The organism is Plesiocystis pacifica SIR-1 (assembly GCF_000170895.1).
In the GTDB taxonomy this organism is placed as follows: Bacteria; Myxococcota_A; Polyangia; order Nannocystales; family Nannocystaceae; genus Plesiocystis; species Plesiocystis pacifica.
This window is the reverse complement of the sequence record NZ_ABCS01000015.1, coordinates 66092-82140: the sequence shown is the minus strand read 5'-3', so window position 1 is coordinate 82140 and position 16049 is coordinate 66092. Positions and strand designations below refer to the sequence as shown.

At 71.5% G+C, this 16049-nt stretch carries 16 protein-coding genes; 8 read left to right on the top strand and 8 right to left on the bottom strand.

Annotated elements, in window-relative coordinates; genetic code table 11:
- Positions 1-18: 18 nt before the first annotated feature.
- From nikR to PPSIR1_RS10085, 4 genes are read left to right on the top strand one after another with little or no spacing between them, the layout of a single operon-like run.
- Positions 19-444 carry a nickel-responsive transcriptional regulator NikR gene (gene nikR, locus PPSIR1_RS10100; RefSeq protein ID WP_045115748.1) on the top strand — a complete coding sequence of 142 codons (426 nt, stop codon included), beginning with the start codon at positions 19-21 and terminating at the stop codon, positions 442-444.
- The gene (locus PPSIR1_RS10095) at positions 441-1256 is read left to right on the top strand and encodes a hypothetical protein (RefSeq protein ID WP_006970934.1); all 816 of its coding nucleotides are present in this window, start codon (positions 441-443) and stop codon (positions 1254-1256) included. The genes nikR and PPSIR1_RS10095 overlap by 4 nt, the downstream gene beginning before the upstream one ends.
- Positions 1234-1980 (top strand): hypothetical protein, encoded by a 747-nt coding sequence (locus tag PPSIR1_RS10090; protein ID WP_006970933.1) that lies wholly within the window; start codon positions 1234-1236, stop codon positions 1978-1980. Before PPSIR1_RS10095 ends, PPSIR1_RS10090 begins: the two co-directional genes overlap by 23 nt.
- Positions 1981-2036: 56 nt before the next feature.
- Positions 2037-4259: a TonB-dependent receptor gene (locus PPSIR1_RS10085; RefSeq protein WP_006970932.1), complete on the top strand. Its 2223-nt coding sequence runs from the start codon at positions 2037-2039 to the stop codon at positions 4257-4259.
- 446 nt (positions 4260-4705) lie between these two features.
- Here the strand turns inward: PPSIR1_RS10085 and PPSIR1_RS10080 are convergent, their stop codons facing one another.
- Complete coding sequence (locus PPSIR1_RS10080) at positions 4706-5638, bottom strand: mechanosensitive ion channel family protein (protein ID WP_006970931.1); 933 nt, start codon at positions 5636-5638, stop codon at positions 4706-4708.
- Between the two features lie 17 nt (positions 5639-5655).
- A complete protein-coding gene (locus tag PPSIR1_RS10075) occupies positions 5656-6036 on the bottom strand; it encodes a hypothetical protein (protein ID WP_006970930.1) in 381 nt (126 codons plus the stop codon).
- A 353-nt stretch (positions 6037-6389) separates the two neighbouring features.
- Here PPSIR1_RS10075 and PPSIR1_RS10070 point away from each other — a divergent pair, with 353 nt between their 5' ends.
- Positions 6390-6866, top strand: coding sequence for an OmpA family protein (locus PPSIR1_RS10070; protein ID WP_006970929.1), 477 nt, complete (start codon positions 6390-6392; stop codon positions 6864-6866).
- Positions 6867-7058: 192 nt separating this feature from the next.
- On the opposite strand, the gene PPSIR1_RS10065 is transcribed toward PPSIR1_RS10070, so the two are convergent.
- The 6 genes from PPSIR1_RS10065 to PPSIR1_RS10040 form a co-directional block, all read right to left on the bottom strand.
- On the bottom strand, positions 7059-8273 hold the full coding sequence (locus PPSIR1_RS10065) for a DsrE/DsrF/DrsH-like family protein (protein ID WP_086001188.1): 1215 nt from the start codon (positions 8271-8273) through the stop codon (positions 7059-7061).
- Positions 8242-9720 carry a protein kinase domain-containing protein gene (locus tag PPSIR1_RS42335; RefSeq protein WP_006970927.1) on the bottom strand — a complete coding sequence of 493 codons (1479 nt, stop codon included), beginning with the start codon at positions 9718-9720 and terminating at the stop codon, positions 8242-8244. The genes PPSIR1_RS10065 and PPSIR1_RS42335 overlap by 32 nt, the downstream gene beginning before the upstream one ends.
- A 10-nt stretch (positions 9721-9730) precedes the next feature.
- Positions 9731-10198: a hypothetical protein gene (locus tag PPSIR1_RS10055; RefSeq protein ID WP_006970926.1), complete on the bottom strand. Its 468-nt coding sequence runs from the start codon at positions 10196-10198 to the stop codon at positions 9731-9733.
- A 61-nt stretch (positions 10199-10259) separates the two neighbouring features.
- Positions 10260-10610, bottom strand: coding sequence for a hypothetical protein (locus PPSIR1_RS10050; RefSeq protein WP_006970925.1), 351 nt, complete (start codon positions 10608-10610; stop codon positions 10260-10262).
- Positions 10611-10891: 281 nt separating this feature from the next.
- Positions 10892-11932: a diacylglycerol/lipid kinase family protein gene (locus PPSIR1_RS10045; RefSeq protein WP_232296457.1), complete on the bottom strand. Its 1041-nt coding sequence runs from the start codon at positions 11930-11932 to the stop codon at positions 10892-10894.
- A 209-nt stretch (positions 11933-12141) separates the two neighbouring features.
- Positions 12142-12852, bottom strand: a complete 711-nt coding sequence (locus tag PPSIR1_RS10040; RefSeq protein WP_006970923.1) for a hypothetical protein — start codon at positions 12850-12852, stop codon at positions 12142-12144.
- A gap of 416 nt (positions 12853-13268) precedes the next feature.
- Between PPSIR1_RS10040 and PPSIR1_RS10035 the strand changes: the two genes are divergently transcribed.
- The 3 genes from PPSIR1_RS10035 to PPSIR1_RS10025 all read left to right on the top strand — a co-directional run bounded on the left by PPSIR1_RS10035 (position 13269) and on the right by PPSIR1_RS10025 (position 16042).
- On the top strand, positions 13269-14390 hold the full coding sequence (locus PPSIR1_RS10035) for an alkene reductase (protein WP_006970921.1): 1122 nt from the start codon (positions 13269-13271) through the stop codon (positions 14388-14390).
- A 93-nt stretch (positions 14391-14483) separates the two neighbouring features.
- Positions 14484-15125 carry a hypothetical protein gene (locus PPSIR1_RS47650; RefSeq protein ID WP_157595392.1) on the top strand — a complete coding sequence of 214 codons (642 nt, stop codon included), beginning with the start codon at positions 14484-14486 and terminating at the stop codon, positions 15123-15125.
- Between the two features lie 2 nt (positions 15126-15127).
- The gene (locus PPSIR1_RS10025; protein WP_045115747.1) at positions 15128-16042 is read left to right on the top strand and encodes a toxin-antitoxin system YwqK family antitoxin; all 915 of its coding nucleotides are present in this window, start codon (positions 15128-15130) and stop codon (positions 16040-16042) included.
- Positions 16043-16049: the final 7 nt, after the last annotated feature.

Genomic DNA, 16049 nt, shown 5'->3' with positions numbered 1-16049 from the left:
AACACCGGTCTCAAAACGATGTCTGACCTCGTCCGCGCCAGTTTATCGATTGAACAAGAGCTCATGGACCGCTTCGATCGCTTCGTCGAAAACAGCGGCCACGGCAACCGATCCGAGGCGGTGCGCGACCTGATCCGGGCGCGCCTCGTCGAGGAGGAGTGGGGCGAGGGCGCCGAGGAGGCGGTCGCCTCGGTGACCTTGATCTACGACCACGCCAAGCGCCGCCTGTCCCGGCAGATCGAGGAGCACGGCCACGAGCACCACGACGTGGTGCTCTCGTCGATGCACATCCACGTGTCCGAGCACGCCTGCCTCGAGGTCGTCGTGCTCCGCGGGCACCCCGACGAGATCAAGCACGTCGCCAACCACCTCATCGGCCTGCCCGGGGTGCTGCACGGCCGGGCGGTCTACAGCCGCGCCGACTTGCCGGGGGCGCTGACGTGACCCGGGGCTCGGCCTGCGTCGTGGCTTCGCTGGTGCTCACGGGCGCGGTGGCCTGCGCCGCGCCCAGCGAGGCCCCGCGCGTCGACTTGCCCGTGGTGGTCGACGCCTCGGGGGCCGTCCCGGTCACCACGGACCTGGGCTACGCGGTCGAGCTGAGCTCGGCGCGGATCGCCATCGAGGACCTCGTGTTCACGGTCGCGGGCGAGGTGCACGCCGAGTCCGCGCCCGTGTCCTCGCCGGGCGGGCTGGTCCACGGGTTGCTCATCCCCATGGCCCACGCCCACCCCGGGCACTACCAGGGCGGCGAGGTGACCGGGGAGCTGCTCGGCGCCTTCGTGGTCGACTGGCCGGCGGACGAGGGGCGAGAGCTGGGCGTGGCCACCTTGATCGCCACGACCTACAGCGCGGCGAACTTCGGCTTCGGGCGCGGCTCGGCCGAGGACCTCGACGCCGAAGACCCCCTCGTCGGGCACACCGCGATCGTCTCTGGCTCCGCCACCAAGGACGGCGTGACCACGGCCTTCACCATCGTCGTGGACTCCCCGGAGGACCGCGAGCTGGTCGGCGCCCCCTTCGACGCCAGCCTCGACGAGGACGCCGCCGGCACCCTGGCCCTGCGCTTCAACACGGCGGACGCGCTCGAGGGCGACACCCTGTTCGACGGCCTCGACTTCGCGGCCCTCGACGCGGACGGCGACGGCGAGCTCGTCATCCAGCCCGACGCGGCCGAGGCCGAGCTCGCGGCCGCCTACGACCTCTTTCGACGCACGCTCCAAACCCACGATCACTATGCAGTCGCACTTCAAAACTAACACCGCGCGTGTCTTCCTCTCGCTGGCCTGCTGCGCCGCGCTGCTCCCCGCCTGCGCGGGCGAGGAGGGCGAGGGCGAGGTCGAGGTCACCGTCTACGGCGAGGACTTCATCGAGCTGGGCATCCCGGCCGAGGCGATGGCCGACGGCTGGTCGGTGAGCTTCGACCGCTTCGACGTCAGCGTCGCGGAGGTCACCGTCGGCGGCGTCGAGATCGTCGAGGCCGAGTCCATCGATCTGTCCGTGGGCACCGAGGGCGCGGGCCACCCCGTGGGCAGCGCGAGGGTCCCGGCGGGCGACCACTCGGACTCGAGCTACGCGATCACCCGCGTCGCGATGCAGGGCTCGGCGACCAAGGAGGGCGTGACCAAGACCTTCGACTGGGTGTTCGAGGGCGAGACCCACTACAGCGCCTGCGAGACCACCACGGCGGTCAGCGACGGCGGCGCGGCGACCTTCCAGGTCACGGTCCACGCCGACCACTTCTTCTACGACAGCCTGGTCGCGGAGGAGCCCCAGGTGGTCTTCCAGGCCCTCGCGGACGCGGACGCCGACGACGACGGCGCGATCACCCGCGCAGAGCTCGAGGCCGCGGACATCGGCGGCTACGACCCCGGGAGCGCCGGCGAGGTCGAGGATCTGTGGGCCTGGCTCGTCGCGCAGGGCGGGACCCTCGGCCACGTCGACGGAGAGGGACACTGCGACTCTCACGCGCACTCCCCCTGAGCCTCGCGCTCACACTCGGCTCGGCGTGGGTCGCCGCGCCGCTCGCCCAGGCGAGGGTGCCGGAGTCCGCGGAGACCGTGTCCGGGCGCGTCACGGAGGCAGAGTTCGACGACTACGGCGTGCCGGGCGTGACCGTCCAGGTCGAGGGCTCGGAGCGCTCGGCCGTCACCAATGCGGACGGCCGCTTCACCCTCGAGGGGGTCGCGGACGGCCCGGTGGTCCTGCTCCTGGACGCGCCCGACTACGCGGCCGCGCGGGTGCAGCTCTCGCCCGAGGCCCGCGCGCGCCCGGTCGCGGTCGCGCTGACCTGGGAGGGCGGAGAGGTCACCGAGCTGACCGTGCCCGCGCGCGCCCAGCCGGAGACGGCCTCGACCACCCAGCTCACGCCCCGGGACATCGACTCCGCGCCCCGCCGCAACGCCGAGGAGGTGCTGCGCCAGGTCCCCGGTTTGACCCTCGTGCAGCACGGCAGCGAGGGCAAGGGCCACCAATTTTTCATGCGGGGCTTCGACGCCATCCACGGCGCCGACCTCGAGCTGACCCTCGACGGCCTGCCGCTCAACGAGTGGTCCAACATCCACGCCCAGGGCTACCTCGACCTGGCGCTGATCATCCCGGAGCTGATCCAGGGCGTCGTGGTCACCAAGGGCCCCTTCACCCTCGAGCAGGGCGCCTTTGCGATGGCCGGCTCCGCAGACTTTCAGCTCGGGACGCCCCTGGACGAGCGCGGCTGGCGGGCGGCCTACACCGCGGGCACGACCAACCGCCACCGGGTGTTCACGAGCTACTCGCCGGCCGAGGGCGACGGCCAGCAGTTCGTGGGCATCGAGGCGACCCACGACGACGGCTTCGGCGACCGGCGGCGCATCGACCGGGGGACCTTCAACGGCCGCGTGCGCCTGTTCGACCTCGGCGCGGGCGGGGCCGCGTACCTGACGGGCCTGGGCAGCTACTCCGCCTTTGAGCTCCCGGGGACGCTGCGCAACGACGACGTCGAGGCGGGGCTGGTCGACTTTCGCGGGGCCTACGATCCCCTGGCCAGAGGGACCAGCGCGCGGGGCCTCGCCTCGCTGCGCTACGCCTGGGAGCGCGACGACCACGAGTTCGCGCTGACCGGCTACGGGGGCTACCGCCGCCTCGAGCTGCTGGAGAACTTCACCGGGTTCTTGATCAACCCGGAACACGGCGATCGCCGGGACCAGGTCCAGGAGACCGGCTCCTTTGGGCTCATCGCCACCCACGAGTCGCGGCTGCTCGAGTCTCTGGCGCTGCGGACCGGGCTCGGGCTGCGCGGCGACGTGTTCAGCCAGCGCGAGCGCAGCGTGGGCCAGGGCCTCGAGCTGCTGGCCGAGCGCCGCGAGCTCGACGGGGTGCAGCTCATCGCCCACGCGCTCGCGGGCCTGCGCTGGACCCCGGGGGAGCGGGTGCGGATCGACGCTGGCGCGCGCGTGGACATGATCCACGTGGGCGTGCGCGACGGCCTCGAAGACGACGCGCGGGGCGGGGACACCCTCGCCGTGGTCTCGCCGCGGCTGACCGCCGAGTGGAGCCCGCGCGATCGCTGGGGGCTGTTCCTGGCCTACGGTCGCGGCTTTCGGCCGCCGGAGGCCCGGGCCTTCTCGAGCTTCGATCCGAACCGCGTCGGCCTCGGCGACGAGGTGTTCACCGGCGGCGCTCCGGTTGCGACGGTGTCCGACGGCGTCGAGCTCGGGACGCGCTGGTCCCCGGCGGCCTGGCTCGGCTTCAGCCTCGCGGGCTTCGCCACCTTCATCGAGCGCGAGTCCGTGTTCGACCACGTCTCGGGCGTGAACCTCGACCTCAACGGCACGCGCCGCCTCGGCGGGGAGCTGGTGCTCTCGTCGAGCCCGCTGCCCTGGCTCAGCCTCAGCGCCGACCTGACGATGGTCGACGCGCGCTTCGTCGGCTCGGGGGCGCGGGTGCCCTTCGCCCCCTGGCTGACCGCGGGGGCGCGCGCGGTGGTCACCCACGACAGCGGCTTCCGGGCGGGGCTCCGGGCCTTGACCGTCGCCCCGCGCACGCTGCCCCACGGGGCGCGGGGGGCGACGATGGTGCGGACCGACGCGACCCTCGGCTACCGCTGGCGCTGGCTCCGGGTCGACCTCGAGGTCGAGAACCTCATCAACCAGGCGCTGCGCGAGGGCGAGTACCACTACGCCAGCCACTGGCGCCCCGGCGAGCCGGCCAGGGAGATCCCCGTGCTGCACACGACCGCGGGCCCGCCGATCAACGCCCGCCTGACCCTCGGCGTTCAGTTCTGAGTTTCTGCTTTGCCCCCACGAGCGTCTGGGACCGGGGGCGCTTCGTCGCTCCGCTCCTCCGCTTTGGCTTGGTGGGCAATGGAGTTCGTGCCGTTGAGAGGGCATGTGGTCGCCCCCGCAAGCGGGGGCGTGGATTCGGTGACAGCATCCTTGGTAGGCCGAAGCCTCGACTTCGGTGACGGCTGATCTGAGTGCTGTTTTGCCCCCACGAGCGTCTGGGACCGGGGGCGCTTCGTCGCTCCGCTCCTCCGCTTTGGCTTGGTGGGCAATGGAGTTCGTGCCGTTGAGAGGGCATGTGGTCGCCCCCGCAAGCGGGGGCGTGGATTTGGTGACGTAGGCCGAAGCCTCGACTTCGGTGATGGCTGATCTGATGAGTCGTGGACGTGGGGCAGGGAGGGCGTGGCGTCGTCCGCGATGGGCAAAAGTCGACAGGGACTGTGAAAAGTTCACAGTCCCTGAGCTTGCGAGCTCGGGATCTCGATGACCTCCGCGAGCGAGGCGCCGCCGACCTCCATCGCGCCAAAGTCGAGGGTTCGAATGGGGAAGGGGATCGTGAGGCCTGCGGCGTCAAAGGCCGACTTGATGGCGATGACCATGTCCGAGCGGGCCTCGAGGTAGCTGAATTGGGTGGGCTCGGCGAGCCACACGCGGACTTGGAGGTTGATCGCGCTGTCGCCAAAGCCCGTGAACAAGACCTCGATGGGTCGATCGAGGTCGCGGAGGGAGAGGTCCTCGAGGGCCTCGCGCGCGGTCTCCTTGGCGCGCTCGAGGTCGTCGGAGTAGGCGACCCCGAGGTCGAGATCCACGCGGCGCTCCTCCGTCCGGGAGTAGTTGACCAGGACGCTCTGGAACACGTCCTTGTTGGGGACGATGACGTTCAACCCGTCGAAGGTCCGGAGCACCGTGCGGCGCAGGTGGATCTCCTCGACGGTGCCGGTGCGGCCCTCGACCTCGATGATGTCGCCGGCGTCAAAGGGGCCTCGAAAGGCCAGCAGCGCGCCGGAGATGAAGTTCGCCGCGATGTCTTGGAAGGCGAAGCCGAGCGCGAGGCCGACGACGCCGACGCCGGCGAGGAGCGAGGTCACGGCCTTGTCGAGGTGCAGGAGGCTCAGCGCGATGGACAGGCCGGCGATGACGAAGGCGACCTTGACGACGTTGGACAGCAAGGACGAGAGCGCCTCGTTGTTCATCAGCCGGTCGAGGGCCCGGGCCAGGGCGCGCCCGGCGTGGCGGGCGACGAGGCCAAAGCCGATGACCACGAGGACGGCCAGGATGAAGTTGGGGAGCATCTCGATGGCCGTCTGTCCCCAGCCGATGAGCTTGGTCGAGAGTCTGTCGAGAGGTGAAGTGAGGGCGTCGGGGATGGAATTGATCGTCATCGTTTGCTGCGGGGGGACTAGTGGAGGCGGGGGATGAGCTTGTCGACGGCGATGTCGGTGAGGATGCAGATGCTGGCGCCGATGACTCGGCGGGCCAGGAAGCCGGGGGTGAGGCTCCCGACGGCGACGCCGACGGTGAAGGCTCCACCGACGGCGCGCAGCGGGTGCTTGCGGATCATCGCGCGTGCGCGCTCGCTCATGTTCTCGAGTCGTGCGCGCAGGTCGGGTTCGTGCTCGGAGGGCTCATCCGGTGTGTCGGTGGTGGTGTCGGTGCGCGTCGCGTTCACGTGCTCGTAAGGCGGTGCGCTGAGCGGCTCACTCGATGCGCTCGCGTCGTCGCTCTCATGGAGGTCGTCCTCCGGGTCGAGGTTGGTCTTGGAAAATACGAATTGGTCCATGGGGAGTAGAGAGTGCAGTTGCCGTGCCAACCCGAGAGCGCTGCTGTGAGGGCCGGAGGCGGGCTGTCAGCCCCGAGCGTGCGGGCCTCGGGCTCCTCCATGGCTCGATCTGACACGCCCCGTGTCAACTCGACACGAGGCTGTGCCCGCGATGCTTCAAAAGAGCCGCAGGCGCTGTTCGAGCCTCCCGACCGAGCTTGGCACAGACTCTGCACCCATTCCCAGACATGAACTGTCAACGATATCGACGCTCAATCTACCCACTCTTTGCCACCACGATTTGTGTCTCCCTGGGGTGCTCGCCGGAGCAAGGCGTTCACCTCGACACCGAGGTCCCCGAGAGCCACGCCCGGGTGCATCAGCCCTCCGCGCCGATCGACGGCAAGCTCGAGCCCGGCGAGCTCGCGGCGACGCGGCCGGTCGAGCCCGGCGCCGATGATCCCGAGAACCCGATGATGGGCAAGCTCCGGATCGCCGACAACATCGTGGACGCGTGCCTCCTGCCCAGGGACGAGGCCTACTTCGCCTACGACAGCGCGGAGGTGAGCGACAAGGCGGAGCGCACGCTGACGCTCCTGGCGCAGTGCTTCGACACCGGTCCGATGCGCTACCAGGGCCTCGTCGTCGTCGGGCACACGGACCCCCGCGGCAGCAACGAGTACAACCTCGACCTCGGCCTGCAGCGCTCCGTCGCCGTCAAGGACTACCTCGTCGACGAAGGCGTCGAGGGCGGTCGCATCGAGACGCGCAGCCTCGGTGAGCGCCGCGCGAGTGATGACCCCGAGGATTGGTCCGATGATCGCAAGGTCGAGATCAAGCTGGCGAGCTGAGCTCGTCCGCGGCTCGAGGCCGCGGTCCCCTGCCACGCCGAAGCGCCCGGGCCCCGCGAGACAGCGGAGCCCGGGCGCTTCGATCTTCGGCGTCGGGCCCCGCGAGGCAGCGGAGCTTCGACGCGAAAGCGCCCGGGCCCCGCTGTCTCGCGGGGGCCCGGGCGCTTCGAGGGTCGGTCGGGGGTGAGAGGCTCAGAACACCAAGCTGAGCTCAGCCCCTCGCGCGTCGCCGACGAAGCTCGACACGCCGCCGTAGCTCAAGTTGGGGTGGGGGTGGAGGTCACGGCGCGTGATCCCCATGACGGACATACTCATGGTGCAGGCCGTGAACTGGACGCCCAGCTCCTGGGCCGAGCGCATCAGGTCGGGCAAGAGCATGAGATCCTGGTCGCGCATGATGCGACGCAGCAGGTTCTTGCCGAGGCCGCCAAAGTGCAGCTTGCCGAGGGGCTGGCGGCGGGGGCCTCGAGGCATCATCCACTTCATCAGGCGCTGGAGCGGCCCGACCCGTTCGCGGGCCTCGGCGAGGTTCGGCCGGTCGCCGCGGAGCAAGTTCAGGCCCCAGAAGGTGAAGAAGACCTTCGTCTCCATCCCCTGCGCCGCGGCTCCGTTGGCGACGAGCAAGGCCGCGAGCAGGGCCTCGTGGTCGTTGTGGAGCACGAGCAAGGTGCACCGCGCCCGGCTGGGGGCGGCGGGGGGCTCGGCGTCGGTCTGTCGAGCCACGGCGCGGGTCGGGCGGTTGACGCGAACGAGGGCGGTGATCTCCAAGCCGCGGTGCTCGATGTGGATGACGGACGCGCCGGAGTCCTCGACCCACCGGTACAGGGACCGCGGGAAGTCGGGGTCGTCTGCGAGCACGCGGATGACCGCGTTTTGGAGGGCGCGGTCGTGGGCGGTGGTCAGGTTGGCGATCGACTCGGGGGGCTGCAGGCCGCGGACGTCGAGGGTCTGGTGCCAGGTCGGGGCGGGGGCCTCATGGGGGGCCGTTCTCTCGAGCCCGTTGGCCCGGGGGCGCCGCGGAGCGTCGGTGTCTGGGCGGCGGGGGAGGTGCGCGGCGGGGCTGGGGGGCGTCGGGCTCGGTGGGCGGCCCGGAGTCGGCGGGCGGCCCCAGGCCAAGGCGGGTTCGTCGGCGGTCTCGAGCTCGTGTTCGGCGTCGTGGACGAGTTCGCCCACGCGCAGCAGCGCCTCGAACTGGCCGTCGCGCTCTCGAAAGCGGACCAGCTTGGCGCTGGCGCTGTCTGCCCACGCGCGCAGGTCCGCGGGGAAGGCCGGGTCGTCGGCGTGGACGAGCAAGAAGTTACCGTCTTCGAGGCTGATCGCCCGGCGGGCGACCGCCAGGATGGGGGCAGGGCATTGCTGGCCGCGGCAGTCGAGTTCAGTAATTTGCAAGTTGGGGATCTGGGTCATGGCTCTCCTGGGTGAGTGGGGGTGAGGTGGGGCGCGCGGGCTGCTGCATCAGCGCGAAGGCACGCGGGAAAAGAGCGCGGAACTCGGCCTCGGCGGCCGCGAGCTCCACCCGCGCGCGGTCGAGGGCCCCGCGCTTCGCCGCGCGGGCGATGGCCTGGGCGCGGACGGCCAAGCCGTCTGCGCCGACCGAGCGGGCGCTGCTTCGCAGGCGCTCGCAGGGCTCTCGGAGCGTCGCGAGCTCAGCTCGGCGCAGATCGACTTCGATCTGCGCGAGGTGCTCGGGGACGCCCCCGATGAACGAGCGCAGGCGCCTGGCGAGGAGCTCGGGGTCGCGCCGCCGCAGCCGCTCGATGAGGGGCGCGCGCAGGTGGGGTTCGGGGCTCGAGGGGTTCGGGCTGCTCGAGGGCTCCCTGAGGACGCGGCTGGGGGGGTTCCAGCGCGGCGCTCGGCGAGGGCGCTGGCTCGAGCGGGTCCTGGACGTCGCGCTGGCCGAGCGCCCGTGCTCGGCGGAGTCTGTGTTCGCGTGGTCGTCGAGGGTGCTGGAGGTCGTGAGGCTCGACGGCGGGCGCGGCAGGGGCTCGTCGAGGGCGCCCGCGGTCTTCATCGTCCCGGCCCAGCGGCGGTGGAACTCGGCCATCGCGGGGCGTCGGAAGGGCTGCGCGGCCAGGGCCTGGCCGATGAGCACGGCGAGCGGGGGAGAGATGGCTGGGTTGTGGGCGCGGGGATCGATGCGGGGGCGGGGGCCCAGGGGGGCGCTCCGCTCGAGCTCGCGGCCGGTGAAGCACCACCACAGCAGCGCGCCGAGGCTGTAGACGTCGACCTTGGGCCCCGCCTCGCCGCGGTACTGCTCCGGCGCCATGTAGCCCGGGGTTCCGACGGGGCCGGAGCTGCGCTGCGGGCCGTCGAGGAGCCTGGCGACCCCGAAGTCGAGGAGCTTGGCCTCGAGCGGGCCCGCGCTCGACGTGTCCTCGAGGATGACGTTGCCGGGGGAGAGGTCGCGGTGGACGATGCCCGCGGCGTGCAGCTCAGCGAGGGCGTCGCTGAGCTGGTGTCCGAGCTGGAGCGCGTCGCCCATGGTGAGGACCTCGCCCCGCGCGAGCCGCGAGCCGAGGGTCTGGCCCGGCACGTACTCCATGGCGATGGCGGGCAGCCCTCGCGGGGTCTCGCCGACGAGGTAGACGGTGACGATGTGCGGGTGCTCGAGGCGCGTCGCGGCGCGGGCCTCTGCGGCGAAGCGGCGGCGCAGCTCGGGCCCCTGCGGGCTCGCTAGCAAGTGCGCGTGGGGGACCTTGATGACCGCGTCGCGGTCGGTGCCCAGCTGTTGGGCGCGGTAGGCCACGGCGTAAGACCCCGCCCCGATCACCTCGATGATTCGAAAGCCGCCCAGCACCAGGTCACCGGGCATGGGCATGGCGAGGATGGCGGGGGAGGGCGTGCGCTGGTTCATGGCGCCCACCTCAGCTCGCCGCCCGGGCGCTGGGGCCGGAGCTGGCCGCGTCGCCGATCTGCGCGCGCGCGATCACGGAGTCGCTGCAGGCGTAGGCGCCGGACTCGTAGAGCCCGGGCTCGCCGTAGCCGAGGGGCGCCGCGGAGCAGTCGTCGTCGGCGCACTCGGCCGAGCGGACCTCGCTCCAGCCCTCGAGGGGGAGCCACACGCGGTAGAGCACGACGTCTGGCTCGCCGGCCGAGCCCAGCTCTCCGCTGAGCGATCGAAAGACGTTGACCACGACGGCGGGCCGGGCCTCGAGGGTGCAGGGGAGGCCGTCGAGCTCGCTCAGCGCGGCCGTCTGGGGCCGCGCCTTGGCGTCAGACTCCATCTGGGCGTAGGCGTCTTCGACGGTGAACAGCTCGGCGCTCGGCGCCGGTCCGATGGTGCAGCCCTGGGCGCTGAAGAGCCCGAGGGCGAGCGAGGTGAGGGGGAGCAAGGAGGCATGGAAGGGGCGTTGGGGTCGGGGCATGGGGTGAGTGGTCGCTTTCTCGCCGGGCTCAGTTGGCCTCGGCGCTGGTCGCCAGGGCGGTCTCGCGGTTGATGTTCAAGGACATGGGCCCGGCGAGGCGGACGCTGCGGTCGCTGACTTGCAAGGTGGCGGTGTCGAGCTCGAAGTCGACGGAGCGGATGTTCGTGCGCGGGCCCTCGCTCTCGATGGAGAAGCTCAGGGTGTCCGAGAAGTCCCACCGGAAGCTCAGCGCCGACTTGGCGATGCGGACGTTGATCGTCTCGACCAGGGCGCGATCGATGAGGTCGGGGATCCAGCGCAGGTCGAGGCCCTGGCAGCGCAGGCCCAGGCGCAGCGCGAGGCCGCTGCTCGAGGGCACGAGCTGGGGCACGAGCAGCACGTCGACGCGCTCGATGTGGACGCGCTCGACGAGGGAGCGGTCGGGCCAGTGCGGCTCCCGCGGGCGGCGAGCATGAGCCTTGCTCGGCCTCGAGCTGCGAGTCGACGCAGGTGTCGAGCTCGAGGAAGCGGTCGGTCTCGCCCGGCTCGGACAGGTCGATTCGCAGGGGAAACAGCGAGTTGGCGAGCTGGTCGAGTTCGGCGGCGGTGATGATGGCGGAGAGTTTCATGGGGTTCCTTTCGTGGGTAGTGACAGGTGGGGTTGGAGGGGCGATCGCCGGGTCAGGCGACCAGCCGGGGGCCCTGGAGCACGGAGCTGCCGCGGGGCAGGCACAGGTCGAGGGCGCGGGGGAGGACCTCGACGTGGGCGCGGCTGAGCACGGTCGGCTCGCCGTCGAGGTTGACGGTGATGTCGGTGTCGGACTCGAGCTCGAGCTCGGTGAAGGGGCGGTAGATGACGCCCTCGACCTGCTCGAGGCTGCGGTCGGTCACCAGCGGGACCATCGCGGAGAAGTCGAGCTCAGCGGGGACGATCGACAGGTTGAGGCGGCCGTCGTTGACGAGCGCGCTCGGGCACAGCTCGAAGCCGCCGCCTCCGCGGATGCCGTTGCCGACGATCATCGCGTGGGCGTTCCCCTCCCAGCTCCAGTCTCCGCTGCGCACGCGCAGGGCCATGGGCTCGGCGCGGGGCAGCTCGAGCAAGGCCGCGACGATGTAGGAGACCTCGCCGAGGAGCCCCTTGAGGTTGGGCTGCATGCGCGCGGCGGCGTCGCTCAGCGGGCCGCCGCTGGCGACGTTCAGGAAGCAGCGCTCGTTCACGCGCCCCAGGTCGACGGAGCGAGCGGGGCCCGCGAGGGCGAGGGACAGGGCGGCCCCGAGCTCGGGAGGAAGGTCGGCCGCGTAGGCGAAGTCGTTGGCGGTCCCGATCGGCACGATCGCGAGCTCCGGCCGCTGTTCGCGGGACGGCGCCCCTTCGAGGATGCCGTTGACGACCTCGTTCACGAGGCCGTCTCCGCCCAGGGCGATGATGCGGTCGACGCCCCGCTCCGCCGCCTCGGCGGCGAGGCTCCAGGCCTGGTGCGGCGCCTCGGTGACCCGCGCGTCGAGATCGACCTCGACGTCGTTGGCCGTGGAGAAGCGGTCCCGGTACAGGCGATCGAGCTTTTGTCGAAGGCCGGGCGTGTCGAGCTTGCGCCCGTGGGTGATCAATCGGAGCGACTCGACGCCGGGCGCGAGGTCGATCTGCTGAAGACGAAAGCGCGGGGTGTCGAGGTATTCGAAAGACCAAAAGGAAGACTGGTCTGGTTGTTCGGTGGTAGTCACGCCCAGGCTTTAGTGCACGAAGCGTTCCAAGCTCCAGCGCACCGCTAGCGCGAGGGCTGCGAGTCCGCGGCGTGTCGAATCGGCACAGCGCGCGCTGGTCAGGGCGAGCCGTGTCAGATTGACTCATCCGCAGCGGAGCCTGGCCTCCGCCACCCGTGGACGACGCTTTCGTGGATCATGGGTCCCGGCGCGGCCGGGGTGGGCGACTGCTAGGGGGTCAGCGCCTCGAGCAGACGAGCGATGTGCTCGCCGTCGGAGTTGGCCAGCGCGGCGCACTCGGTCTCGAGCACGACGAGGACGGTCTCCCCGGGGTCGGCGAGCGAGGGCAGGGCCCAGTAGCGGTGGATGAAGCGCGAGGGCAGGGGATCGAGGGTGTTCATGCGCGAGACCACGATGGGGCGCGGGAGGGACTGGCCCGAGCCCTTCGGGGCGACGCCGTCGGCACGGTCAGCGGCGATCTCCAACAGCGTCGCGCTGCCGCTGTACCAGGTCGAGACGTCGAAGGCGACGAAGCACTCGCCCTCTTTGGTGGGCACGGCCAGGACCGCCTCGCCCTCCGGGTCGGGGCCGGGCACCTCGAGCTCCAGCTCGTGGGTGGTGTTCGACTCGAGCGCGGTGATCGTCAGGTGGTGGGTGCCGGGCCGCGAGGGCCGGATGCGGTGGTAGCCGTTGGTGGGGATCACGAAGTTCTCCTCGCCCTCGATCTCGACCCGCACGTCGGTGTCGTGCTGCCCGAAGAAGTGCAGCTCGTGTCCCGCGTTGGCGGCGGCGATTCTGCCCATGATCGTGAGCACCACCAGCGCGACCGCGAGCACGCCCCCGATCACGAGCCCGATCACCTGCTTGCGCTTGCGGGCCGCGTTCAGCCGCTGTTCCTCTTCCCGCATCTCCTGGAGCTGCACGTCGTCCCACTGGTTCATGCCACCTCGATAGCGGATCGGCGTGATGTCCGCAATGTTTGTCGAGAGGGGCCGCCCTGGGGGCAAGGGCGAGCCGGGCCTGGGGCCAAGGAAAAACCCTGAAAGGGAACGGATCCAAGGGTGACGGACCCAGGTAGAGGAGCCCGCTGTCATGACCAAGCAATTCATCACCATCGTCTGCCTGAGCGTTGCCGTCTCCCTCGCCGCCTGTGACGGCGCCCCGACGCGTCCGACGAGATCCTCGCGGGCGCCGGTCTCGACCGCGAGAAGTTCGAGGCGTTGCTCTACGAGATCGCCCGCGATCCGGAGCTCTCGAAGTCCTACGCCGTCGCGCGCGAGGGCTGACTTTCATCCAGGCAGATCGGGGAGGGCCGGGGGTAACGGTCTTTCCGAGGGGTCCGTACCGGGAGGTCGCCATGCGCGACACTTCGCCGACCGAGACGGACCCCCTCTTTCGTGCCCTCGACCTCGGAGCCCTGCAGCTGCCCAACCGCGTGCTGATGGCTCCGCTGACGCGCTCGCGGGCTGCCCAGCCGGGCGACGTGCCGACGGAGCTCAACGCCCGCTACTACGCGCAACGGGCCAGCGCGGGGCTGATCTTCACGGAGGCGACGCAGGTCAGCCCCCAGGGCAAGGGCTACGCCTACACGCCCGGCATCCACAGCGCCGAGCAGGTCGCGGGCTGGCGCGAGGTCACCGAGGCGGTGCACGCCAACGGCGGGCGCATCGCGCTGCAGCTGTGGCACGTGGGCCGCATGTCCCACGTCGACTTCCACGGCGGCGAGGCCCCGGTCGCGCCCTCGGCCATCGACGCGGGCGCGCACATCTTCCTGGGCGGCGAGACCGGCTTCGCGCCGACCTCGACGCCCCGAGCCCTGAGCCGCGAGGAGATCCCCGGCGTGGTCGACCAGTACGCGCGCGGGGCCGAGCTCGCCAAGCAAGCCGGCTTCGACGGCGTGGAGATCCACGGGGCCAACGCCTACCTCATCCACCAGTTCCTCGCCGACGGGAGCAACCACCGCGACGACGACTACGGCGGCAGCGTGACCAAGCGGATCCGCTTCGCCGTCGAGGTCGCCGAGGCCGTCGCGGCGGTGTGGGGCCCCGAGCGCGTGGGCATGCGCCTGTCGCCGGGGCTGGGGTCCATCGGCGGGGTGAGCGAGTCGGAGCTGCTGCCCACCTACGGCGCGCTGGTGACCGAGCTGTCCCGAGTCGGCCTGGCCTACCTCGACATCGTCGAGTACTTCGGCGCGCCGGCGGAGCGGCCGGCGGAGCCGGGCGAGGTGCACAGGCTGATCCGCGAGCGCTTCGACGGGGCCTACCTGGCCAACGGGGGCTTCCTCGCGGACTCGGCCCGGAGGGCGATCGACTCGGGTCGCGCGGACGGGGTGCTGTTCGGCTCGACCTTCCTCGCCAACCCGGACCTGCCCGAGCGCTTTCGCCGGGGAGCGGCCTTGAACGCGCCGCAGCGGGAGACCTTCTTCGGCGGGGACGCGAAGGGCTACACGGACTACCCGGCGCTGTCCTGGGCCGAGTGAGGCGCGTCGCAATCTTTTCGGGGCTGCGGCGAACCAAACGCCGTGGGCTGTCACGGTAGAGGTGTTGGCCCCCACCATGCGAGCCCCGAACTCATGCTGACCTGCGCGCTCACCTTCGCCTGCACGCTCTCCCTCGAGCCCCCACCGGCGCCGCCGGCCGGGGACGGTAGAGAGCAGACCTCAGACGGCGCCTCGGCCTTCGTCGCGGACATGCCGGATCCCCACGCCGAGAGCTGGGACCCTCCGCCCGGGCCCAAGCCGCCAGCGCCGGCCCCCGTCGCGCGAACGAGCGCGCCGGAGTCGAGGCCGGCGTCGAGGCCAGCGCCCACGCCCAGCCCACCTCTCGGTGATCCGACGTCGCCGGGCGGTCGAGGGGCCGGGCACGGGCTGCGAGTCGCGGGCAGCGTGTTCGGCGGGGCGGGGATCGTCGGCCTCGCGGTCGCGGCGTACCTCTACCAGGACTACTCGCGGACCCAGACCTCGCTCGCCGCCGAGGCGTCCTTCGTGGACGCGGGCGTCGGCGATCCGGCGCGGCTGGCTGAGCTCGAGCGTCAGAGCGCGGGCCAGCGGCGGGCGACGATCATCGCCGCCACGGCGGGAGGGTCCTCGCTGCTGCTCGGCGGGATCTCGTTGATCTCGGGGACCGTGGCCAAGCAACGGGCGGCGACGCCGGTGACCACCTGGCTCGCGCCGGGACCCGGTGAGATCGGTCTGGCGCTCGAGGGGAGGTTTTGAGCGTGCTCCGCCTGATCGTCTCTGTCGTCGCGGCGCTGTTCGTCCCGCCCCCCGCTCCCGCTTCAGGCCCCTGCCCACCCGAGGCCGCGGCGCTGGGCCACGCTCCCCCAGACGGGAAGGGCTGGGCGTGTGTTCTCACCGGCGAGGGCGGCCAGCGGCTGCGCCACGGCTGGAGCGTCGACTACTGGCCCAACGGAGCCCGGCGGCGAGCCTGCGAGTATCGACGCGACGTGTTGGATGGTCGCTGCTCGGAGTGGGACGACGCGGGCGAGCTGCTCGCGCGGGGATCCTTCGCCGAGGGGGCCCGCGTTGGCTATTGGTGGTTTTGGGGGCTCGAGCGAGCCTTCGCGCACCCGGACGGCGCCGCCGCGCGGGGGTCGACGCAGGCCGTGCTCGTCGAGCTCGGGGCGAGCGAAGCCGACGCACCGGCGCTGGCCCAGCACGTCCTCGAGCACGTGTTCGAGGCTCGGGACGACATCCGCGCGGCGCCCCAGCTGTGCTCGCTCAGCGCGTGCGTGAGCGCGGCGACGGTGGACGAGCGGGCGGTGCTGGCGGTTCAGCTGCAGCCGCCGCCGGACAAGGCCGAGGCGAACGAAGCGGCGTTGGCTTCGGCCGCGCAGCTCGCCGCGGCGGCCCAGAAAACGATCGCGCGGGCGCGGCGAAAGCGGGACGAGGCCCAGGCAAAGGCCGAGGCTCGCTACGAGAGCCGGGTGCGAAGCTGGGAGAACACCCGCTTGCAGTGCGCGGACGGGACGCGCTCTCCGAGCTGCACGTGCGGCTACGATCAGCGCGGTTGTTGTTCGCACCACGGCGGCGTGGCGGGGTGCCCGAGGGCGTACCCGGACGCGCCGGAGCTCGACGACAGTCCCCTGGTGACCAACGAGTTCGTGGACGACGCAGCGGCGCCGGGGCCCTGAGCCCCGC

Excerpts from the sequence above, each read along its gene's own strand:
- PPSIR1_RS47650 (WP_157595392.1), top strand. The coding sequence starts at position 14,484 with ATGCTGACCTGCGCGCTCACCTTCGCCTGCACGCTCTCCCTCGAGCCC.
- PPSIR1_RS10065 (WP_086001188.1), bottom strand. The coding sequence starts at position 8,273 with ATGACCCAGATCCCCAACTTGCAAATTACTGAACTCGACTGCCGCGGC.
- PPSIR1_RS10075 (WP_006970930.1), bottom strand. The coding sequence starts at position 6,036 with ATGGACCAATTCGTATTTTCCAAGACCAACCTCGACCCGGAGGACGAC.
- PPSIR1_RS10035 (WP_006970921.1), top strand. The coding sequence starts at position 13,269 with ATGCGCGACACTTCGCCGACCGAGACGGACCCCCTCTTTCGTGCCCTC.
- PPSIR1_RS10090 (WP_006970933.1), top strand. The coding sequence starts at position 1,234 with ATGCAGTCGCACTTCAAAACTAACACCGCGCGTGTCTTCCTCTCGCTG.
- nikR (WP_045115748.1), top strand. The coding sequence starts at position 19 with ATGTCTGACCTCGTCCGCGCCAGTTTATCGATTGAACAAGAGCTCATG.
- PPSIR1_RS42335 (WP_006970927.1), bottom strand. The coding sequence starts at position 9,720 with ATGAACCAGCGCACGCCCTCCCCCGCCATCCTCGCCATGCCCATGCCC.
- PPSIR1_RS10040 (WP_006970923.1), bottom strand. The coding sequence starts at position 12,852 with ATGAACCAGTGGGACGACGTGCAGCTCCAGGAGATGCGGGAAGAGGAA.
- PPSIR1_RS10080 (WP_006970931.1), bottom strand. The coding sequence starts at position 5,638 with ATGACGATCAATTCCATCCCCGACGCCCTCACTTCACCTCTCGACAGA.